The 18,576-nt window shown below is 52.0% G+C and carries 19 protein-coding genes, 1 tRNA gene and 1 pseudogene; 9 read left to right on the top strand and 12 right to left on the bottom strand.

Going from position 1 to position 18,576, the window contains the following annotated elements:
• Positions 1-369: 369 nt before the first annotated feature.
• The 4 genes and pseudogenes from ACXR0M_RS10500 to ACXR0M_RS10485 all read left to right on the top strand — a co-directional run bounded on the left by ACXR0M_RS10500 (position 370) and on the right by ACXR0M_RS10485 (position 3,417).
• Positions 370-445, top strand: a tRNA-Thr gene (locus ACXR0M_RS10500).
• A gap of 165 nt (positions 446-610) precedes the next feature.
• Entirely contained in the window at positions 611-1,939 is a 1,329-nt protein-coding gene (locus tag ACXR0M_RS10495) for a tyrosine-type recombinase/integrase (protein ID WP_458831837.1), read from the top strand.
• 905 nt (positions 1,940-2,844) lie between these two features.
• Positions 2,845-3,015: pseudogene (locus tag ACXR0M_RS10490) on the top strand (integrase domain-containing protein); the annotation flags it as partial.
• Entirely contained in the window at positions 2,989-3,417 is a 429-nt protein-coding gene (locus tag ACXR0M_RS10485; RefSeq protein WP_458831961.1) for a DUF6988 family protein, read from the top strand. The pseudogene ACXR0M_RS10490 and the gene ACXR0M_RS10485, both read left to right, overlap by 27 nt.
• Positions 3,418-3,554: 137 nt before the next feature.
• Here the strand turns inward: ACXR0M_RS10485 and ACXR0M_RS10480 are convergent, their stop codons facing one another.
• Both ACXR0M_RS10480 and ACXR0M_RS10475 read right to left on the bottom strand, forming a co-directional pair.
• The gene (locus ACXR0M_RS10480) at positions 3,555-3,890 is read right to left on the bottom strand and encodes a hypothetical protein (protein ID WP_458831836.1); all 336 of its coding nucleotides are present in this window, start codon (positions 3,888-3,890) and stop codon (positions 3,555-3,557) included.
• A gap of 87 nt (positions 3,891-3,977) precedes the next feature.
• A complete protein-coding gene (locus tag ACXR0M_RS10475) occupies positions 3,978-4,712 on the bottom strand; it encodes a DUF2971 domain-containing protein (RefSeq protein WP_458831835.1) in 735 nt (244 codons plus the stop codon).
• Between the two features lie 376 nt (positions 4,713-5,088).
• Here ACXR0M_RS10475 and ACXR0M_RS10470 point away from each other — a divergent pair, with 376 nt between their 5' ends.
• Complete coding sequence (locus ACXR0M_RS10470; RefSeq protein ID WP_458831834.1) at positions 5,089-5,910, top strand: hypothetical protein; 822 nt, start codon at positions 5,089-5,091, stop codon at positions 5,908-5,910.
• An 849-nt stretch (positions 5,911-6,759) separates the two neighbouring features.
• Here the strand turns inward: ACXR0M_RS10470 and ACXR0M_RS10465 are convergent.
• Positions 6,760-8,577: a retron Ec67 family RNA-directed DNA polymerase/endonuclease gene (locus tag ACXR0M_RS10465; RefSeq protein ID WP_458831833.1), complete on the bottom strand. Its 1,818-nt coding sequence runs from the start codon at positions 8,575-8,577 to the stop codon at positions 6,760-6,762.
• 534 nt (positions 8,578-9,111) lie between these two features.
• Here ACXR0M_RS10465 and ACXR0M_RS10460 point away from each other — a divergent pair.
• Positions 9,112-9,267: a hypothetical protein gene (locus ACXR0M_RS10460; protein WP_458831832.1), complete on the top strand. Its 156-nt coding sequence runs from the start codon at positions 9,112-9,114 to the stop codon at positions 9,265-9,267.
• Positions 9,268-9,954: 687 nt separating this feature from the next.
• Complete coding sequence (locus tag ACXR0M_RS10455; RefSeq protein ID WP_458831831.1) at positions 9,955-10,605, top strand: hypothetical protein; 651 nt, start codon at positions 9,955-9,957, stop codon at positions 10,603-10,605.
• A gap of 221 nt (positions 10,606-10,826) precedes the next feature.
• Here the strand turns inward: ACXR0M_RS10455 and ACXR0M_RS10450 are convergent, their stop codons facing one another.
• Positions 10,827-11,111, bottom strand: a complete 285-nt coding sequence (locus ACXR0M_RS10450; RefSeq protein WP_186620725.1) for a helix-turn-helix domain-containing protein — start codon at positions 11,109-11,111, stop codon at positions 10,827-10,829.
• Complete coding sequence (locus tag ACXR0M_RS10445; RefSeq protein WP_458831830.1) at positions 11,101-11,418, bottom strand: transcriptional regulator; 318 nt, start codon at positions 11,416-11,418, stop codon at positions 11,101-11,103. Before ACXR0M_RS10445 ends, ACXR0M_RS10450 begins: the two co-directional genes overlap by 11 nt.
• A gap of 487 nt (positions 11,419-11,905) precedes the next feature.
• Here ACXR0M_RS10445 and ACXR0M_RS10440 point away from each other — a divergent pair, with 487 nt between their 5' ends.
• Positions 11,906-12,181 carry a DUF3077 domain-containing protein gene (locus ACXR0M_RS10440; RefSeq protein ID WP_458831829.1) on the top strand — a complete coding sequence of 92 codons (276 nt, stop codon included), beginning with the start codon at positions 11,906-11,908 and terminating at the stop codon, positions 12,179-12,181.
• Between the two features lie 51 nt (positions 12,182-12,232).
• Here the strand turns inward: ACXR0M_RS10440 and ACXR0M_RS10435 are convergent, their stop codons facing one another.
• Positions 12,233-12,913: an RES family NAD+ phosphorylase gene (locus tag ACXR0M_RS10435; RefSeq protein WP_458831828.1), complete on the bottom strand. Its 681-nt coding sequence runs from the start codon at positions 12,911-12,913 to the stop codon at positions 12,233-12,235.
• The gene (locus ACXR0M_RS10430) at positions 12,910-13,320 is read right to left on the bottom strand and encodes an MbcA/ParS/Xre antitoxin family protein (RefSeq protein ID WP_458831827.1); all 411 of its coding nucleotides are present in this window, start codon (positions 13,318-13,320) and stop codon (positions 12,910-12,912) included. The genes ACXR0M_RS10435 and ACXR0M_RS10430 overlap by 4 nt, the downstream gene beginning before the upstream one ends.
• A gap of 570 nt (positions 13,321-13,890) precedes the next feature.
• Between ACXR0M_RS10430 and ACXR0M_RS10425 the strand changes: the two genes are divergently transcribed.
• Positions 13,891-14,817 carry a LysR family transcriptional regulator gene (locus ACXR0M_RS10425; protein ID WP_458831826.1) on the top strand — a complete coding sequence of 309 codons (927 nt, stop codon included), beginning with the start codon at positions 13,891-13,893 and terminating at the stop codon, positions 14,815-14,817.
• Here the strand turns inward: ACXR0M_RS10425 and ACXR0M_RS10420 are convergent.
• The 5 genes from ACXR0M_RS10420 to ACXR0M_RS10400 all read right to left on the bottom strand — a co-directional run bounded on the left by ACXR0M_RS10420 (position 14,734) and on the right by ACXR0M_RS10400 (position 18,464).
• A complete protein-coding gene (locus ACXR0M_RS10420; RefSeq protein ID WP_003220702.1) occupies positions 14,734-15,051 on the bottom strand; it encodes an AzlD domain-containing protein in 318 nt (105 codons plus the stop codon). The two genes, ACXR0M_RS10425 and ACXR0M_RS10420, sit on opposite strands and share 84 nt — an antisense overlap.
• Positions 15,030-15,746, bottom strand: coding sequence for an AzlC family ABC transporter permease (locus ACXR0M_RS10415; protein WP_458831825.1), 717 nt, complete (start codon positions 15,744-15,746; stop codon positions 15,030-15,032). Before ACXR0M_RS10415 ends, ACXR0M_RS10420 begins: the two co-directional genes overlap by 22 nt.
• Positions 15,743-16,120: a GNAT family N-acetyltransferase gene (locus ACXR0M_RS10410; RefSeq protein ID WP_007952618.1), complete on the bottom strand. Its 378-nt coding sequence runs from the start codon at positions 16,118-16,120 to the stop codon at positions 15,743-15,745. The genes ACXR0M_RS10415 and ACXR0M_RS10410 overlap by 4 nt, the downstream gene beginning before the upstream one ends.
• 79 nt (positions 16,121-16,199) lie before the next feature.
• Complete coding sequence (locus ACXR0M_RS10405) at positions 16,200-16,946, bottom strand: 2OG-Fe dioxygenase family protein (protein WP_458831824.1); 747 nt, start codon at positions 16,944-16,946, stop codon at positions 16,200-16,202.
• A gap of 231 nt (positions 16,947-17,177) precedes the next feature.
• Positions 17,178-18,464, bottom strand: a complete 1,287-nt coding sequence (locus tag ACXR0M_RS10400) for an OprD family porin (RefSeq protein WP_458831823.1) — start codon at positions 18,462-18,464, stop codon at positions 17,178-17,180.
• Positions 18,465-18,576 lie beyond the last annotated feature (112 nt).

Here is an 18,576-nt window from a genome sequence, read left to right as displayed (position 1 = left end):
ATAAGTTCGGCCATTGCAGGGTGAAAACAGCATTGGTCATTTTTTGTTCATATAGATAAATAATCTGTAAAACAGGGCTTTGCGCACAAAATGAGAATGGGTCCGCGAAATCCCCTGCAACCCTGCCGTTGCGCCGAGCCGTTGTGCATAAGCTTCCAATCAAAAGGACATAAACGGGTAAAGGGGTGTATACAAAGCACGGAAATCGGTAATTCCAATCTGGCTGAATACAGAGGGCAAACCCCCTGATTTCATGGCTCAAAACCAAGCGACAAAGCCTACGCCGCGCCTGATCCAGCACCTGCTTAAAAATAGTCTGAATTCAGGGGTTTACAGAACCCGCCCAGTCGCTATAATCGTCGCCCACACGCCGGTATAGCTCAGTTGGTAGAGCAACTGACTTGTAATCAGTAGGTCCCGGGTTCGACTCCTGGTGCCGGCACCACATTAGGCTCCATTGCATTCTACTGAATGCTCTGGAAGCCCCGAAAACCCGCCCTTTGGCGGGTTTTTTCGTTCCAGGACCCTCTGTCGGGATCCAACAAAATCCCCCTTCCCCGAGGGTATGTTAGGGGTACTGCGATTTCCCGGTCAGGAGCGCGTACCCCCTATGCCACGTCTAGCGATCCCCCTCAGCGACCTGCAATGCCGCACGGCCAAAACCCGCGAACGCGCCTACAAACTGTTCGACGGCGGAGGCATGTACCTTTTCGTCAAACCCAATGGCGTGAAGACCTGGCGCTTGAAGTACACCAAGCCCAGCGGCAAGGAAGGCACGCTCATCATCGGCAATTACCCCATCGTTACCCTTTCCGTCGCACGACGTAAGCGAGACGAAGCCAAGGCGTTGCTGCTCGACAACCTCGACCCAATGGAAGAAAAGAAAAAGGCCAAGATCGTAGCCCAACGGGCGGCACTGCTTTTCGAAACCGTTGCTCTGGAGTGGCACGCCGACATGTCACGCCGCTGGACCGAAGGCCACGCAAAAACCGTAATGAGCCGACTGCGCACCCACGTCTTCCCGCTGATCGGCCAACGCCCCATCGCTGAACTCGATACCCATGACCTGCTAGAAATCACCCAGCGCATCAAGGAACGCGGCACCATGGATGTGGCGTTAAGGGTACAGAACTACTTATCCACCATCATGCGCGGGGCCAAAAGAGCTCGGCAGATCACCATGAATCCTGCACTGGATTTGGCAGGCTCGATTCACGCGCCGCGCACAGTCCATCGCCCGGCCCTCTCCCTCAACCGCCTACCCGAACTGCTACACCGAATCGACAACTACAACGGCCGCGAGCTGACGCGCCTTGCCGTGCTGCTGACTCTGCATGTGTTCGTCCGCTCCAGCGAGTTGCGCTTCGCTCGATGGAGTGAGTTCGACTTCCAACGCGCCATGTGGGAAATCCCCGATACGCGCGCACCGATTGAAGGGGTACGCAACTCCACACGCGGGACCAAGATGAACGGCGACATTCAAATGGTCCCGCTGTCGCCGCAGGTCATCGAAGTACTGGAGCGCCTGCGCAGCCTCAGTCGCTTTTCAGAGTTAGTGCTACCGGGCGACCACAAGTACTGGAAGCCCATGTCCGAGAACACCGTGAACACCATGCTCCGTAACGTCGGCTATGACACCAGCAAGGACGTGTGCGGTCACGGCTTCAGGACCATGGCCTGTAGCGCCCTGCTGGAATCAGGGTTATGGACCGACGCAGCCATCGAAAGACAAATGAGCCACAAGGAACGCAACCGCGTGCGCGCCGCGTATATCCACAAGGCCGAATTCCTCGAACAGCGCAGACTGATCATGGCGTGGTGGAGCAACTACATCGACGCCAACCGCCATGGGCATGTGACGCCCCACGAATTCGCTCACCCGGTCGGCGACAACATTACCGCCCTACAAAATAGCCGTGGCGCATCCAAACGTGGGTAAGCCAATAAGATCACCGCAGTCCGCCCTTCCACGCGGGTCCATCCAAGCGGGGCTGCAAAGCCGCCCTGCTTGGATGGACCTCATTTAAAAAATCTAAAGCCCACGCAAATTGTCTGTGGAAAACCATAGATTTCCACCGGTGGATAATTTCATCCACAGCCGCAGAATCCCCGAAAGTTCGAGCCTTGACCCAAATTATCCACAGGCGTAGAAAAGATCGGGCAAAGCGCTGTCGTCGACAGCAACCCCAGGTAGCCAGAACCTTTGAGGCTACGCCACACCGTGGTGGTTCTCCCAAAGTGCGATTAGCGTCCGGCGGCTCGCACGGTCACAGCGATGTGATGGATGCCTACTTCTACCAGAGTGCCCACTGCGGCAACTCATCCCCTTTCATAGCTGCCCTGCAGCAACCTATCCGCTTGGCCATTTCATTGCGCCAACCTGCGCCCGTCTCTTTCTCCCGGAAAGAGACGGGCGCTCCTACCGCTGCTGCAGCCCAACTCGTACAAGGCTTTGCGGCATTCCCCCTCGTGACAATCGGCGTGACAAACACCGATGTCACCAGCAACAGCGATGCAGATGATGGTGCCGCAGCCTCAGGAATGGACTGCACCTGGCTGACAGTCAGGCATGCCCCGGTCATCGCATCACTGCCTTCTCTCACTCAGGATCTCGCCGCGCCGGTCTCGTCAGCCAGTGCAGCCTCCACCCGCCCACTCCTTCGGAAGTGTTCAGGAGGCCAGATCATGAGATGCCCAAGCTCCCGGTCGTAAGGAGCCGCCAGTCCCGCGTTAGTGGACAACCCTCACAGGTCGCAGGGGCCTTGATCCCTGATAACACTCAACATTCTTGGCGGGATGACGTGGGGAAGGTTTTACAAGTGTGGCTTACAGAGGAGTTTGGTCATGGGATTGGTCGGTAGACGGGAGGGGCGTAATTTTGGCTACGGCCGGCAATTGAGCTATGCCGGGCCGCAGGCACTGAAAGACCTGTTTGGCGGTGGGCATTACGGGACGGTCAAAGCACACAGTGATCGTTGGCAGACGTTCGTGCGCTGGTGTCGGTCGGAGGACGGCCAGGTGGAATTGATGCTTGCTGAACTCACACAAGAGACGGCAAAGCAGGCAGGCAAAATTCCTATGCTCAGCCAAATGTTGGAGGAGATTGAGGTGAAAGCTCCGCACGCTCCGGTAGCTCACCTAAAGGAGTTTAAGCACTACTCTTGGAGACCTTTGAGCTCCTACGTGCATGGAGGTATCCATGCAGTCAATCGTTACGGAAGGGGGTTTCCACCAGAACTGGTTTTAGCAGAGGTCCAGCACTCGAATGGTCTGCTCGGAATCGCAGGCAATCTGCTTCTGGTCCTGAGTGGTGTACCGCCGGAGGCAGGAACGATGGCAGGCATCTACAAGGAGTTCCAAGACTGCTTCCCTGCGAATAACCCACCATACAACCGTACGGCCGAGCCGGCTCATTGACCGTTCAGAACAGTCAGTTTTCGGCCAGAAGCAGCTGGTCATGGTGCGACTGCTTGCTTCTAGCCGAAAGCTACCGCCCATGACGAACCGCTTATGACAGAACATGCTCAAGCCTAGGCGCGAAGTCTATTGACTTGTTAAATACCATTCTTGCGGAAGATTTCTGAAACCTGATCATAGCGCTTACTAAATATTACTATACTTCCGTTATTATATAGTTCAACGATATGCTTACCATTTAGATCTAGACGAGCAGGATCGGAGTCTAAGTTCTCCCATTGATCGATAGAAAAGCTATAGAAAAACATTCGCCCAGAATTAGAATTGAAGTCCAATGGCAAACCCGTTTCTTCATCTTCGACTTCGTTTACAACTTTACAAATAAGATCATTTGCTTGATTCCTATCCGAGACAGGAGGCTTAGATCTTAATCTTTCAAAAATTATCCCCAACCTTTCTTGCTTAGTCTTCATATGCCTGAAAGCCTTTACGTATCATTTAACACCTGAATCAGATGCGCCGTAGGCGTCACCTGGATTTTCTTGTTATAAACTGCTGCGTCAGATCTTATAAGGCTTGATTTTCATAAGATATTCATCAAGGCTTGGTTCTGCCTTGTATACTGTTAATACCCCCTCATAATTGCTATCAATTATACGCCTCAACTCTCCATCATATTTGGCATGGTCAAACCTGAAACCTAAAATTATTGAGTTGACATTTTGAGCACCAATATTTACGTCGATGTACTTATCAGCAATTCCTTCTTCATTGAAGTCAATGAAGCGATACTCCTCTTCATACCTCCAGTCAGAGTGCTTTGTGAAAATCGCCTTCTTCAAACTGTCCACATAAGATTCATCAGATAACAAAAGCTCTTTTATTCTGTCCTCAATTTCTGACTCGGAAATGTCTGGTGTTTTACGAAGGATTGATTGTTGGATTTTTTTAGTTGAGAAATAAAATGGCTTAATCTCTTCATAATCAACTTTTTTATGCGCGGCTTGCGGAAGACTATATTCAATAACATACCCTGCGTGCTGAGTGGAATAATGAGACCACATTATTGGCGAGCTTGGGTTTCGGCTCATGCACGCGATTCTGAGATGCCGATTTATGACATCGGAAAATGCATCCTTTCGTTCACCATCCAATGTTTCAAAAAAACACTTGCTATCATATGGGTCGTTGAATTGATCCGCAGAAACATATCTTAGAGAATGATAATTTAGAGGTGCCATCACCTCCTCAAGAGTGGCTTTTTGATTGGCGCTGTAATACTTAAAAAAGTTCAAAATAATCCTTACTTAATAATGACTTTGGCGCATTAATTATGCTTTATAGCGGTTAAGCTAAGGCGCCCGCTTTAGCCGGCTCCAGTGAGCGAATCGCACGATTTAAACGCATTATTATACGCCATTGACTCGCAGTTTCAATTGACCCTGTCGGCTCCGGCTTGATGATCGAAACGTTCGGCTGGCACGTGACTCTCCTGCTGATCACAGTGCTAGCTGCAATTGCCTTTTTATCTCGGCCGCCCGCTTTGTGCCAAAGTTTCGTAACCCAGAAGCCGCGCCGCGACCCAATATCTCCAACAATCCATAGCCTTCAGCCTTAGTTGCATGTTAATTTATAGCACGTGAATTTGGTGAATTTCGTTTGGAGAGTTAAATGGCAACTGGTTTGTGCGGGCTTTGCAGGGAACAGAGCAAACTAATTGATAGCCACTTATTGCCAAAATCTGCGTATAAGCAAATTAGGGGGGAAATTGCAGGGCGGCAAAGCCCAGTAATCCTTAATCAATCGAGAGGAACAGCCTTTTCGTCAGATGCTCAGGTTACTCAGTTTCTTTTGTGCAAGGAATGCGAAGACTTATTTTCAAAAAATGGAGAACGCCAACTAGGAAAGCTTTGGAGCACTAAGAGCGGATTTGCATTAAGAGACAGTTTACATAAGCTCAAGCCCGTTGCCTCAAAGCGTCACGTCACTGCTTATAATGCCAATGAGATAGAACATTTAGATAATTTATTTTATTTTGCCATCAGCGTCTTCTGGCGTGCACAAATGTGGGATTGGGGGGGGGATCACAGTTATGGAAGAGCGCTTGGGGCAAAGTACTCCGAAATGTTCAGGTCATTCCTTCTCAAAAAGGGCGACATCACTGATACGTACCTAATGGTCAGTGTTAATTCCAATAGCAGGTATGACTCTCTAATGAGCCTTCCTACCGCTCGGAAGGAGTTTGGTGGCGTACTACACACTTTTTATGTACCCGGCCTACGCTTCGAGCTTCTTATAGGAAAATCCATACATAGGGCGCTAGCTGAGCTTTTCAAAATCCAGGGTCGAGTATTGATCAACACATTTGAGTTTGAGAAAACCCCTATGTTTGCCCAGCTGAGTATTTTTGCGAATTACGAAGCAGAGATAAAGGGAAAGCTAGCAATACAAACCGCTGAAATAAGAGCGAAACACGAAGCCACCAAGCAGTAGGCCAGAGATACCCTAATAATCATTTGACAAAAGAATTTTATAGACGCCTGCATATGCCTTCAATAAGGATAAAATCACCCTTTATCGTTATTTCTTTACATAGTCTCAACCTTTACTACTTCCACATCCCGGAATTTCTTCCTGGCTGCCTTGGTGGCTTCCTGCGCTGCGAGCAGGGTACTCAGCGTATTGGACTCCTGGACGCTCCCAACGGTCTGGCCTTTGAACTCATTGCTCTCACGAAGGGCTACCTAAGCGAAAGTCCGCTTGTGGCCGATTTCTGCCTGTCGCCACGGTCTATATAGGGTCGATTGCAACCCCTCGCTACAAGCGCAATGCGGCCACTCTACCTGTCGCGATAGTCCGTCATTCAATGTGTGACTGATTTCAAAAAACGGGGGAACGGGGGAACAGCAACAGCCAGATCGGCGGAAAGATCGGCTGAGAAAGCAACTGATCAGCAGACCAAAAATGGCGAACAGTCTCGTGTTGGTGGGGGCGTTTTGAGGAATGACACCCCTTATATTCCCGCTGTCATTGGTCGAGATGGAATGACGGATCACCTCCGCGTTTAAAATTTGAAAGCGAGCGCGAGCTATCACCGCTAGAGACTGGTGAATGGCTGAGTTAACCAGGTCAGTGCTTAGTTAACCGGGCTACAGGCCACGGACCATAAGGCTTTCAGCCCAGTTAACCACCGAGTTAACCAGTTAACTAACTTTGGCGGAGTGCCGCTAACGAATTTTCTCGAGTCTTCGCACCCGTCCTTCGACCAAATCGCCAGGGTCCCCGGCGTGTTTCTGGCGCGGGCAGATCTGTGATTGTCTGTTATTCGCTTTAATGCATTTTTTAAGCTTCGGCAACTTTATGGCTTGCTGTAGCTAGTGGCAATGTGGCTAGTGCAGAAAGTCTTTCATGGTCTTGGATTATTTTTGAGATTGTCGCTAGCAGCGGCTCAAATCCAGAGAAATCGATGGTTTTCTGATTGGCTTTAACTACGTACTCAGCAAAATGATTTTTGCTGTAATTTGACGCTGTTGCAGTTTTTTCGTCAGGATTGAACGTCTTGCCGTCCAGCTCAGTCTTTAGCAACTCAGGATCAAAGAGATTTTCAATCATGGTTTGCTTTCCGTCTGGAGTCAACGGAGTTGGTACGATATACAGGTTGTTACTATAGAAGTAGAAAGGTTTTGATCCATCCGGTTTTACAGGCATCTTGCCGAACTTTTGGATTCGGGTATACAGATCACTGGCTCCTTGATCATTATCTACGACAAGAATTACTGGCTTGAGCCCTCCTTTAGATTTATAGAAGCTGCATTCTTTGGGGTAGTTGGACGTGAATTTGACCATATCCCCAGTGCCACCAGTAAGATGCATCAAATATTTGACTTGATCTGTGTAGTTGAATATTTTTAATTTAAGGCGTTTTTCGCCATCTTTATCCTTTTCAATAAGCGCTGGAAATTTTTCCGAGAGACTTCGAATTGCGGTCCTTAGATATACATTGTCAGTTTTCCCTTCGCACATGATAGTAGGGACTTCATTTGCGTAAAAATCTTTATAGAACAAAAGCTTTCTGTGTGTTTCTTCTATCGATTTAAGCTTCGGTTGTAGGTTAGGGAATTTTTCTAGCGGATTGATAGTTCTAAGATTGCGATTGTATTTGTTTACCATGTATATAAAGCTAAAGACGCCGCTCAGTTGATTTACGCTACCTGGTACCTTTTTGCTAAGCCCATCTTTATCGAAGCCGAGAGTTTCATACTTTCCGCTATGAAATAGGCGATGAGCCATCGCTTTCGCAGTGCGATGATATTCGGCTCGTACATTTACTTTAGAATTGACAATCAGGCCTGTGACTTCTTGCCTAGAGTCTTTGTATTGAAGCCGAGTTTTAGCATGGTTAATTGAGAACCAGCATTTTTTCACTAGGTCAACTAATGTTTTTCCTGCGATCCAAATATGATCTTCTTCACAGACACAGACTGCCAAGCTATTCGGAAAGTTTTTTTCATTCGTAGAAAAAGTTATGTCGTCTGCGTAGCGAGAGTATGTGCAATCATTCTTTTTAGCTAGTTCCGCCAAGCGAATATCGAGAACATGTGCTACTAAATTCGAAATCAACGGCGAGCAGGGGCTACCTTGTGGAAGAACGTTATCATGACACGCAATTTGAGCCAGTATGGTTGCAATCTTTGGGTGTAGATTGAAGTCTTGATTTTTTATAAAAAAGCCACGAACGCGGCCAAAATGAATGCTGCCAAAGAAGTTTTCCAGATCAATATTTAATACGTGGCGCTTGTGTCTATGTTGCCTTGCATTGGTTATTATCGAGTAGCCGGGTTTGAATCCGTGAGATAGCGATGTGTTTTTTTCTGTTTTGAACGGTTGCGTGAGTGTCTTTCTTAGTTTCTTTAATGATTGTATTTCATTGATGCAGGCTTGGAGTTTCTCTAACAGCTTGCTCTGCAAAAGTTTCAATTCTTTACATGGGGCTGATATTGTCCGAGAACCACCTGTTTTCTTCGGTATCTCAAAGCTTCGATATAGCTCTTCTTTTGGCTTTTTGTAGAGTATATAAGATAGCGATTTTGGCTTGTAACCTAAATAAAGTGCGAGATCACTAAGAGAGTTTGTTTTTTTTAATTTGATTAGCTCTGACATGTGCAGTGATCATGTATGTGGTAAGAGTTGGGTTTATAGACACTCATTTGCAACCTGCCGATGTGCCTCAGTTTGAGACTTCGAGTAACGTTAAGTAGCAATGCATACTACCGTTGATGTCACATATCGCGATTCGCGATAAAAAATCTGTCTATAAACCCGATTGAATAGTACCGCTCATCTATGGGGCTGTCATTTTTTCTTTTCACGGCATTGGCTTGGCGAGGTTAGCAACTGCTGCGCAACTACCTGCATCGAAGCTGCGCCGCCGTTGATCGTGCAAGCCAACCGCCGCAGCCAATTTTCCACTCCGCGATCACGGGTGAGAAATATAAAACCTTCTGACCGATGCTTGCTGCCTCGTAAGTACCGACGGTTCCACCGTCTCGCCGTCAGTGTTGGACTGGTATTACATTGAGGTCATAGGGATGAGCTAAGCGAGCCCTGGTTGCGTCAGAAAATGGAATTGATGACCTTTGCCACGCCGTCGATCAGTTTCCCAACCTCTTCTATGGTCGATTCTGAGGCGTTTCGATGGCCGCACTTATTTCGAAGATCGCCAAGGCGGTGGCGGTGGCGGGTTATCTTGGCGGCGCAGGATGCGAAGTAGTCATCATCCAGTGTCCGTTATTGGCCGATTCTGTTGAAAAAGTCGGCTTCGGTTTCCACAGCAGAAAAGTTCGCGCCTGAGATTGAAATCTGTGCTTTGGGCAGAAGGTTCACGACTCGGATTTCACGTAGCAGCACGCAAAAGAGGTGTTTTTACCCATCAGTATTCGAGCGTTTTGGGCAAACCGACTTTTTCAACAGAATCGGCCGTCTGCTGCCTGTCGCCACGGCAGCTTTTGGCGGATTCCTACCTATTCTCGACGGAGGGGATGATCAACAACGTTCGAATTCGGGAGGTTTACCATTCCGTATGCGGCTCTGAATTACTTGCAGACCGACAACGTGCTGACATCTAAAAAATCCCGAGTTCGATTCCACCGAACGCCATAACTAGCTGATTTGTTTATAGTTACTAGTTGGGGTACGCCGAATTTTCCAGCGAACTCCAGATGCCCGAAAAACCTACTCTCGCCGAAACATACCGTTCGTCTGGTGCCGGCACCATACAAAACAAGGCCTCGCAGCAATGCGGGGCCTTGTTGTTTCTGCAATACGTAAAATTAGACGTAAAATTACACGGTATTCTCCTCCCCCATTCCTGTGAAATCTGCTCGCGTTAGATACACTGAAGACTGGCGACAAGTGATTCTTGCTTATCGAAAGGCGAAGACGAGGACGCGACTCAGTTCGGTCCCGCTAAGCTAATGCTCGTAAGATGACGTAAAGCGACATTGAGAATCTGTAAGCACTTTCTAGGAAGGGACCGATATGCACATCGCCTCAGCCATACATGAATGGTGTGGAAACAATGGAATTGACCATGAGGTTACAAACCTTGCGCCTTATTTAATAGAGCTTATGCAGTCGCTCGAAGTTGTTGTTCACAACATGCCTGACACTTGGTCTAACTTAGGTATGGCGGGAATGCGCCTTGGCGGGACGGGCACCACGAGCATCAACTTCACCCAGTCCCCCGGTGAACATATGCTTTTGCGGTCTGCCATAAGCATCACTGGTGACGCATTTTGCGTCACAAAATGCTTGAAAGGCTTGCAGATCGGCAACATAGAAGTACCTATAGACAACCTTCACGCTGAATTAGGCAAGCTTAGGGATTTTCGGAACTTCCTAACGCATCTCGATGATCGTTTCAAAGACCGAAAAAAACACGGCATTGCTGGCAAGACTACAACGGGCTGTGGCATCGAATATCTCGACAGTGCAAGTGATTGTTTCCATTTAATGCTTGTCGGAAATACGGTTCACTACAGTGATTATAAAATTGCAAAAGAGGCAGATGTAGGAAAACCAGCGTTCATAGATATCTTAATAGCGACCAAAAAGCTTATTGACGTGTTCAATAAGCCACCTGATATCGCGAATTTCCTCGCGCGGCTACAGGCCCCTCCCTCTCCTTGATCCGCACGCTTGGCAGATGTGTGCACTGCTTCCCATGAACTCGTAGTAATCGAAACCAGCAGAATTGGGGACAGACCACACTTTTCAATTAATAGAGAGAGTCGCAGCCTGAATTATTTTTACGATATCAGTACCGAGGCCACACAAAGCGAAGCCCCTGCAGAAATGCAGCGGCTTCGTTGTTTCTGTAACAGAAATAAGCTTCAAGGCTTTAAGCAGATTCAAGCAGGGTGCAAATCCCGCAACGCTTCCGGATGTTGTCTAGCCACCCTTAAGAGGGTTTGCGCTGCACCAGTCGGCTGTCTCCGACCCTGCTCCCAATCCTGCAAGGTCCGCAGACTCACACCGATAAGTTTGGCAAACGCACTTTGTGAAACGCCCACCTTCGCACGCGCTTCTGCTGCCGCAGAGAGCGGCACCTGCGTTACGCGCGCGGCTTTTCCGGCCTTCATCTGACGTACAGATTCCAGCAAGTCCTGCTGGAATTGCTCCAGTTCATCGACCATCGCTGATTTCCTCCTTCAGTTGCTTAAGAAAGGCTACGGGCAAGTTGTCGAGCTTTGCCTTGGTGTAGGCAATGAGCAACCAAATCGAGCCTTCAGAAAGCGTGTTGTAATAAATGACGCGTGTACCGCCTCGCTTGCCCATGCCACTGCGAGTCCACCGCACTTTGCGCATACCTCCACTACCAGGCACAACGTCACCAGCCAGAGGGTTTGCAGCAAGCCAATTTATAAATTCATGGCGCTCACCATCGACCCATATGGCGTCGGCATAGCGCTTGAATATTTCCGTTTCGATGATTGTATACATGAACCGGACTATACGGCTACGCCGTATAAACAAACCATAAACGCTTTTGGAGGCAGATCGACGAAATGCATGGCGCGAAGCTTTGGGAAACCTGTTGTAACGAAAAGCCACTACTAGCCACCGTTGCTCATTCCCCCCTCGCAAAGCTACCGTCAAACCCGTCGCTGCCAATTCAGCGACCGGGCCTGATAACCCGGGTAAGATACAGGCGCACCAGCGCCCCAAATCACGTTTGTCGGCGCATTTTTTGTGTCAGCATTTCCGTGCAATGGCGGCTGTGCGTGGGAGACCTTCGGGTCTGCCGGGTTCCTGTATCTCCGGTTTATCAGCCCGCGCATAGCTGCCACCCATTCGCCTGATAACGAATCGGCAGCTCTCATTTGATACAGGGAGTTCACAAATGAATGCCATTGATCCATCCGTAATCAGCCGCGCGGCTGCACCGGTCACCTCACTCCACTTCCTGACGTTCGGCAGGTGAAGCGAAATGACCGACTACCTCGATTTGAAGACCCCAGGCCTCACGCACTTTTCCTTCCAGGCCAATCAAGCGCTGTTCCGCACCAATCGTGGTGTGCCAGTAATCGCCGCGCTCTCGCACGCCTCACACTTGCTGCACATCTCCAAGCTACTGACCGCCGACTCCACAGTTTCCCGCGATCCTGACCTTCATGCTTACGCCTCGCAGTATCTACAGGAGTTAAGCAAGGCGCTGATCGACGACGTGGTGAAAGTGCTGGATGCGCCGACAGCCAGCCATTAACGTAAACCGCCAATACCAAGCCCTCGCTGCACCGCGAGGGCTTTTTGCGTTTCAAACCTGACTGATCTCAAACACAAACGAAATCCTGCGCTGACTCGCACTCCACACATAGCGCAGATGCTTGCCCTGTTTCGGAGTCGACACCGCCGGCGGCCGGAACGCGGCGACGCACTCATGGCCCGGCAGGCGAACGCTGCTGTAGAGTAGACCCCAGGATTCAGATTCACGGAGTTGTCGGGCAAATGCCTGGGATGGGCCATACGCGTCTGGATCGGGTTGATGCAGATCGGGAAAGTCGTGACGCACATCGTGCAGTGGCTTGACCACGCGATTGACGTAAGTGCGCATGGTCAGTTCAAGATCCGCTTCGTTGGTGGCTGCGAGGAAACGCTCCTGGTGAAAGCAGGTTTCGGCAATGGCGGCAGCCTGGCTGCTGGCAGCGTAGTAGACGCCAAAGGTGCCATCGGTGAAGCGGCTGCTTTTGCCAATGTGGGTGAACGCGGCCATGACCGGGGTTGAGCCGGGGCCGGAGAGTCGGTCTTCGGGGCGCACGCGGGCGAGGACGCCGGCCTGTTCGATCAGGCGATCGTTGGTCAATGCTTCCAGCGCGTAGGCGATTTCCAGGTCTTCGGGATCGAGTACGTCTTCGAACAGCGCGATCGGCGGGAAGCTGCTGTTGACGATCCGATAGGCTTTTGGCCATTGCGGCTCGGCCAGCGGCGGGACCTTCAACCGCGCACACCGTCGAGGTAGCGGCGCACGTCGGCGATGTCGACCACCCTGCCCGCCAGCATGTAATCCAGCGCCGTTCGGCCATTGAATGGCGCAGCTGTATTTGGGCTGCTGACCCACGTGTAGGCGCGCTCGCGGCTGTTGCTGAAGATGATGCTCAACGCCTTGTGAATGCCCATCAGATACGAAATGCGTTCGAGCGTGTCATGCGGCAGGCGAATGTTCGGCGGCAGGTGTTTGTACTTGTAGAACGTCGTATTGCCGACGCCCCCCAGCAGCGTGCGCTGCTGCTCGGCGTTGCAGCCCCAGCGCTCCATGAGGTTGAAGAAGAACTTCAACGCAACGCGCCCGGCTTCGGGGACGTCGAGTTGTTCGCGTGGGCTGAGGAATGGGGAGGAGATCGACATGTTTGTCCTTCGTAGCGGCTGTGCTTCCTTAGCGTAGTACAAATATGAATGCTTTCTATAAATTTATTCGCATGCGGATCAACGCTTCGAATTCCTGAATTGACACCTCAATGTTCGTGGCAGAGGATCTGCCTCAAGAGCGCGAAACCGACTGCTATCAGGTGGCGATAGTCGGCGTTAGGAACCCCGTTGATGACCTGAAAATCAGCGCTCGGGTGAGACCTCTTCCCCTGTTCAAGGGGATAAAAAACCGACAGCGATGTCGGTTTTTTATTGCCGCCTTACTTGAACATTTCATCTGCCAAGTCGAACTGTTGACGGAGGCCGTAAGCCGTTTCCTCCCGAAAAACCTACCCTGCGCACCAAAACCACGCACTTTTCTTGACCCCTATCACCCCCACGTCATCAAAAATCCCGATCCTGTGTCAGCTTCCAGCCATCGGCAGGGACATCAATTCGCTACTAAATCCGCGACAACTATGCTCAGGTACAGGAATATAGCCAGCATATGGCGCCTGACCGGCAGTCTCGTAAACAACAATACCCAGCCCACTTCAGAGGGCATTACCCATGGATAGCAGAACCTTACGCAACCTCATGCGCATCGTGCAGACCGGCTCGTTGTCGGCCGCGGCCGAGCATTCGTGCCTGACCGTGCAGGCCCTGGCCGCGCAGTTGAACAAGGTCGAAGAGCAGTTCGGTTTCCGCTTGTTTCGTCGTTCCAACAAAGGGCTGACGCTGACGCCGCAAGGCACCGAGCTGACGCCGTACATCGACAAAGTGCTGATTGCCACGCGACAGATGGAAGAAAAGGTCGAGGCGCTGAAGGTGCCGGGCCAGCGTACGTTGAAGGTGGCGTTGAACAACACCTTGTCGGCTGACTTCAACCGACGAATGATCGGACGCCTGATCGAGGTGTTTCCCGATTATCAGATGGAATTCAGCTACGCCGAGTCGATGGAAAATCTCAGCAAGCTGAAAAACGAAGACTTTGACTTGGCGGTGCTGATCGGCCCACAGCGGCCGGGGCTGCCGAGTATTGTCCTGCCGGATGTGCAGGTGCAGGTGGTCGGTGCCCATTGCGGGCAGGAAAACGATCCACTGACGTTACTGGGCAACAAGTTTCAGGTGCGTCCTGCGGAAGATTGTCCGTATTCCCACAGCTTCCTGCGTTTTCTCGACGCCGGTCTGGGCAATCACGAGAATGGTCAACGCATGGTTTATTCCTGCAGCGAGACCCTGACGTTGTCGCTGATCACGCAGATGGACGCAGTCGGCATGGTTTCCCGTGAGGCCGCACAGAAGAACGGCCTGACGATTTTCCCCGGGTTCGAGGATTTCCTCGAAGTGCGCCTGGCGGTGAACAATCCGAACCTGTCCGGCCAGGCTTTGAGCGACGTGGTCGATCTGCCGCTACATGAACGAACCGAGCGCAATGTACGCAGCCGTCCCAACCGCCACACTGAGAAAGAGGTTTTTGCTGAAATACGCACATAACAACGTCGGAATCGCGGCATAGAATTCCGGGCGATCGAGCTGCAGGTGCTGATCCTTGATCAACAAGGGTGTCAGGCTGATGGCAGCGACGATCGCCACTGGCAGGTATTCCAGCGCCCGCGCAACGAACGGCGGCCAGTGCTCGGTGTTGACCTGCAGCGGCAGCGCGCGTGGCAGGAAGGTCACAGCCATCATCAGCGCGACCACCAGAATCAGGAACGTCTGGTCAGGCATACACCCACTCCGCAGCCCACAAACGTGGCGATGAATACGTTGAAAGGCGAAGTGCCGACCAGGCTCAGCGCGCCCATGCAGGCTACGGCCGCCCCTGCAGCGATGAGTTTGTTGCGGGTGTTGCACAGCGACACCAGCACATAGAGCATCATCGCAGTCAGTGCGTAGTCGAGCTGATATTTGATCAGGTGCGACGCGTATTGCGCGCAGACCGCGCCGAGCAGTCCGCCCAGCACCCATGAGGTGTGGCAGAACAGGTTGAAACCGATCAGGTAACGGATGTTGACCGGCGCGCCAGTACCGAGTTTTACGCTGTGAAACGCGAAGGACTCGTCAGTCAGCCCACCGGCGTAGGCCCAGCGTTCCATACGGCTGAGGCCCAATGCGCGCAGGGCCTTGGCCATGTACACCGACATCAGCATGTGCCGCGCGTTGATCAGAAACGTGGTCAGCACGATGGTGGTCAGCGACGCGCCGCTGGAGATCAGCGCCAGCGCGGCGAACTGCGAAGCCCCGGCATAGACGAACAAGCACATCGCCACCGGTAGCCACATCGGCAGCCCGGCATTGACCGCCATCAGCCCGAACACGAACGACACCGTGAAGTAACCGGCCACCACCGGGCTGGCTTCGGCAAACGTGCGCGATGGCTGCTGGGCAGCCATCAGCGGCGCACTGCCGGACGTTTCATTCATAGATCCCTCTCAAATGTCCGCTCGCCGTGGGGTTCGCAAAAACCCTGGGCAGTCCAGAATCGCTTGCCCGCGAGGTTAGCATCGTCGACGAACAGAAACATCCGCAATACACCGACCCGTTTCATGTCGGCCGAGGCCGCTTCCACCAGCCGCTGGCCGACACCCTGGCTGCGATAGCGCAGGCTGACCGCCAGATGGTTGATGGTGCCGCGACTGCCGAGCATGCCGCCGAGCACCGCACCGACGATTTCGCCTTCGACATCGAAGGCCAGGTAGGCCGTGGTGGTCTTCTGGATCAATACACCGCGCAGGCATTTGGCGTCCTGCCACTCGCAGAACGACACTTCGTCGAACTGGCGGAAGAAGCGCTCCATGCGCTGCGCGTCCTTGGCGGTGGCACGTCGCAGCACCACCGGCGTCGAACATTCGACGCCGTCGATTGGGGTGATCTGATTAGCGAACAATGTCGAAAGCGGTCCCGGGCCGCGAGAAGGAAATCGCCAGAATCTGCCGATACGCCATGGCATGGGTGTGAGTGTTGCGCGCCGGTGTCACGTAGTGGCGCATGTCACGATCCAGAAAGTAGGTGGTGTCGAGGATTTCCTGGTAGGTAGTCGACGCCAGTTGCTGCTCGTGGATGTCGTACAGACGGCTCTCCGCCCCCTCGACATTGCTGCGCCCCCAGAAGTGCACGCCGCTGAACGGATAGCCGTCGCAGTGAATCCCTTCCGGAGTGATTTCCAGCTGCTTGCCGGGTTTGATCTCGATGCGGATCTGATGGATCTGGCACTGCCAGATTTCATCGTGCAGCTCTTCCGGGAGCACGCTTTTGTACACTTCGAAATCGGTGTCGATCAGGCTGCGCATCACCGGCGAAGTAATCACTTCATCGGAGAAGTCCTGAAAGTGCCGCACAACACCACCCACATAGGCGTTGTTCTCTTTCGACTGCACGTAGGCGCGATGCTCGAGTTGCTTCAATTCACGCGTTTTCGGGTTGTATTCGAAGTCGCTGTAACGACGGTAACGCATACCGGCTTCGGCCTGACCGTAATAACTGTCTGGCTCCATGTTTTCCCAACTTTTGGTCAGTCTGACGAAGTCGGAAAAATGACCGTAGAGATTGAAGTCACCACCCTGGACGTTGACGTATTTGTCGCGCCGTAGCGATTCGCCCACTTCTCTGTTCAAAACGATCATTACCAAATTCTCCGCTGCGTTGAGCGGCCTAATCTATTAGGTGGAGAATTTGCGTCCATGAGAAAGAATTTCAGGCATTTAAAGCCTTGTTTGAAACGGTACTTGAAGGTGGTTCAAAACCACTTTCGCGTGACAAAAACACGGGATTTTTACGCCTTTTATCGAAAAAACGGCGAAAAAAAACCCCGATAGATTCGGGGTTTTTCCTGGTTACCTACACCTGAACAATCATCAGAAGATGTTGATCGGGTAGTCGACGAATACACGCACTTCGTTGCCGCTGCTGTTGTAGTCAGCAGATTTCTGCGACACGCGCAGGATCGAGCTGCGCAGCTTCACGCTCAGGTCTTTGGCCGGACCGCTTTGCACGACGTATTTGACCTGGTTGAAGATCTCGCGCTCGGTGCCGCCGCTGCTGGTGTCGGTAGTGATGTTGTCACCACGCACGTAAGCGAAGTTATAGCTCAGGCCCGGTACGCCGAACGCACCGAAGTCCAGGCCGTAACCCAGTTGCCAGCTGCGTTCGTCTTCAGCGTTGAAGTCCGACCAGTAGGAGTTGGCCAGATAGATGGTGTTGCCGCCGTCGCCCTGACGACGACCATCATTCTGGTAACCGCCATACGGATAACCCAGATTGCTGTCACCGGTGCTGCGCTGGTGAGCTACGGTGAACGAGTGCGGGCCGGTGGCGAAGGTGGCCGCCAGGCTCCAGATCTTGTTGTCCTGCCCACCGCTGTTCTTGATGTCGGCGTAGGACTTGTCGAGCTTGGTGCGATAACCGTTGAAGTCCAGGGTCAGGGACTGATCCTTGTCGATCGGGAACACGTAGTTGGCATTCACGTACTGCTTCTTCATGACGTCTTCAACGTCGGAAGCGTACAGCGCTGCCTTGAACTGTTCGGTGAACTGGTAGCTACCGCCCAATACGTTGATCGACTTCAGGCCACCGCTGTCACGGCCTTCAGCGCTTTTGCGCGATTCGGCGGTGAAACGACCGGCGTCCAGTTGCAGACCTTTGATCTCTTTGGAAGTGACCAGGGTACCGGTGTAGCTTTCCGGCAGCAGACGCGAGTTGTCATAGTTCAGCACCGGCAGGGCCGGCATCTGGTCGCCGTAGGTCAGCACAGTGTTGGACAGACGGAATTTGACCGCTGCGCCACCCTTGGACAGGTCGTCAGCTGCGTTGCCGCTGTCACCCTGCTTGAAGAAGTCGATACCACCGGCACCGCTGCGGCCCTTGCCGCCATCCAGACGCAGTGCGTACAGACCGAAAGCATCCACACCTACACCGACAGTGCCTTGGGTGAAGCCGGACGAGAAGGTACCGATGGCCGCTTGGCCCCACTCGGCTCTGTCCGGGTTGCCGTCTTTGTAATCACGATTGATGTAAGCATTGCGCAGCAGCACTTTGAGGCTGCTGTCTTCGACAAAACCCTTGGATTCGGCTTGGCCATCAGCCATGGCCTGTGTGGCACTCAACATCCCCAGTGCGATCAGGCTGATTCGCTTGTTCAACATTTTGTTTTCCTTATTACGGGTTGAAACGCGCTGTGTCGAACGGCTGAAATGGCGCTAATGCACTCTTTTTTCACCCCGAAACAAAAAGACCCACCCACGACAAAAGTCATGG

This window comes from Pseudomonas sp. Eth.TT006, from assembly GCF_054456575.1.
This window is presented reverse-complemented; position numbering and strand designations above follow the sequence as displayed.

What these genes read in the sequence shown, in the direction of transcription:
- ACXR0M_RS10495 (WP_458831837.1), top strand. Translation starts at nt 611, where the DNA reads ATGCCACGTCTAGCGATCCCCCTCAGCGACCTGCAATGCCGCACGGCC.
- ACXR0M_RS10480 (WP_458831836.1), bottom strand. Translation starts at nt 3,890, where the DNA reads ATGAAGACTAAGCAAGAAAGGTTGGGGATAATTTTTGAAAGATTAAGA.
- ACXR0M_RS10470 (WP_458831834.1), top strand. Translation starts at nt 5,089, where the DNA reads ATGGCAACTGGTTTGTGCGGGCTTTGCAGGGAACAGAGCAAACTAATT.
- ACXR0M_RS10465 (WP_458831833.1), bottom strand. Translation starts at nt 8,577, where the DNA reads ATGTCAGAGCTAATCAAATTAAAAAAAACAAACTCTCTTAGTGATCTC.
- ACXR0M_RS10460 (WP_458831832.1), top strand. Translation starts at nt 9,112, where the DNA reads ATGGCCGCACTTATTTCGAAGATCGCCAAGGCGGTGGCGGTGGCGGGT.
- ACXR0M_RS10455 (WP_458831831.1), top strand. Translation starts at nt 9,955, where the DNA reads ATGCACATCGCCTCAGCCATACATGAATGGTGTGGAAACAATGGAATT.
- ACXR0M_RS10450 (WP_186620725.1), bottom strand. Translation starts at nt 11,111, where the DNA reads ATGGTCGATGAACTGGAGCAATTCCAGCAGGACTTGCTGGAATCTGTA.
- ACXR0M_RS10445 (WP_458831830.1), bottom strand. Translation starts at nt 11,418, where the DNA reads ATGTATACAATCATCGAAACGGAAATATTCAAGCGCTATGCCGACGCC.
- ACXR0M_RS10440 (WP_458831829.1), top strand. Translation starts at nt 11,906, where the DNA reads ATGACCGACTACCTCGATTTGAAGACCCCAGGCCTCACGCACTTTTCC.
- ACXR0M_RS10430 (WP_458831827.1), bottom strand. Translation starts at nt 13,320, where the DNA reads ATGTCGATCTCCTCCCCATTCCTCAGCCCACGCGAACAACTCGACGTC.
- ACXR0M_RS10425 (WP_458831826.1), top strand. Translation starts at nt 13,891, where the DNA reads ATGGATAGCAGAACCTTACGCAACCTCATGCGCATCGTGCAGACCGGC.
- ACXR0M_RS10420 (WP_003220702.1), bottom strand. Translation starts at nt 15,051, where the DNA reads ATGCCTGACCAGACGTTCCTGATTCTGGTGGTCGCGCTGATGATGGCT.
- ACXR0M_RS10415 (WP_458831825.1), bottom strand. Translation starts at nt 15,746, where the DNA reads ATGAATGAAACGTCCGGCAGTGCGCCGCTGATGGCTGCCCAGCAGCCA.
- ACXR0M_RS10410 (WP_007952618.1), bottom strand. Translation starts at nt 16,120, where the DNA reads ATGGAGCGCTTCTTCCGCCAGTTCGACGAAGTGTCGTTCTGCGAGTGG.
- ACXR0M_RS10405 (WP_458831824.1), bottom strand. Translation starts at nt 16,946, where the DNA reads ATGATCGTTTTGAACAGAGAAGTGGGCGAATCGCTACGGCGCGACAAA.
- ACXR0M_RS10400 (WP_458831823.1), bottom strand. Translation starts at nt 18,464, where the DNA reads ATGTTGAACAAGCGAATCAGCCTGATCGCACTGGGGATGTTGAGTGCC.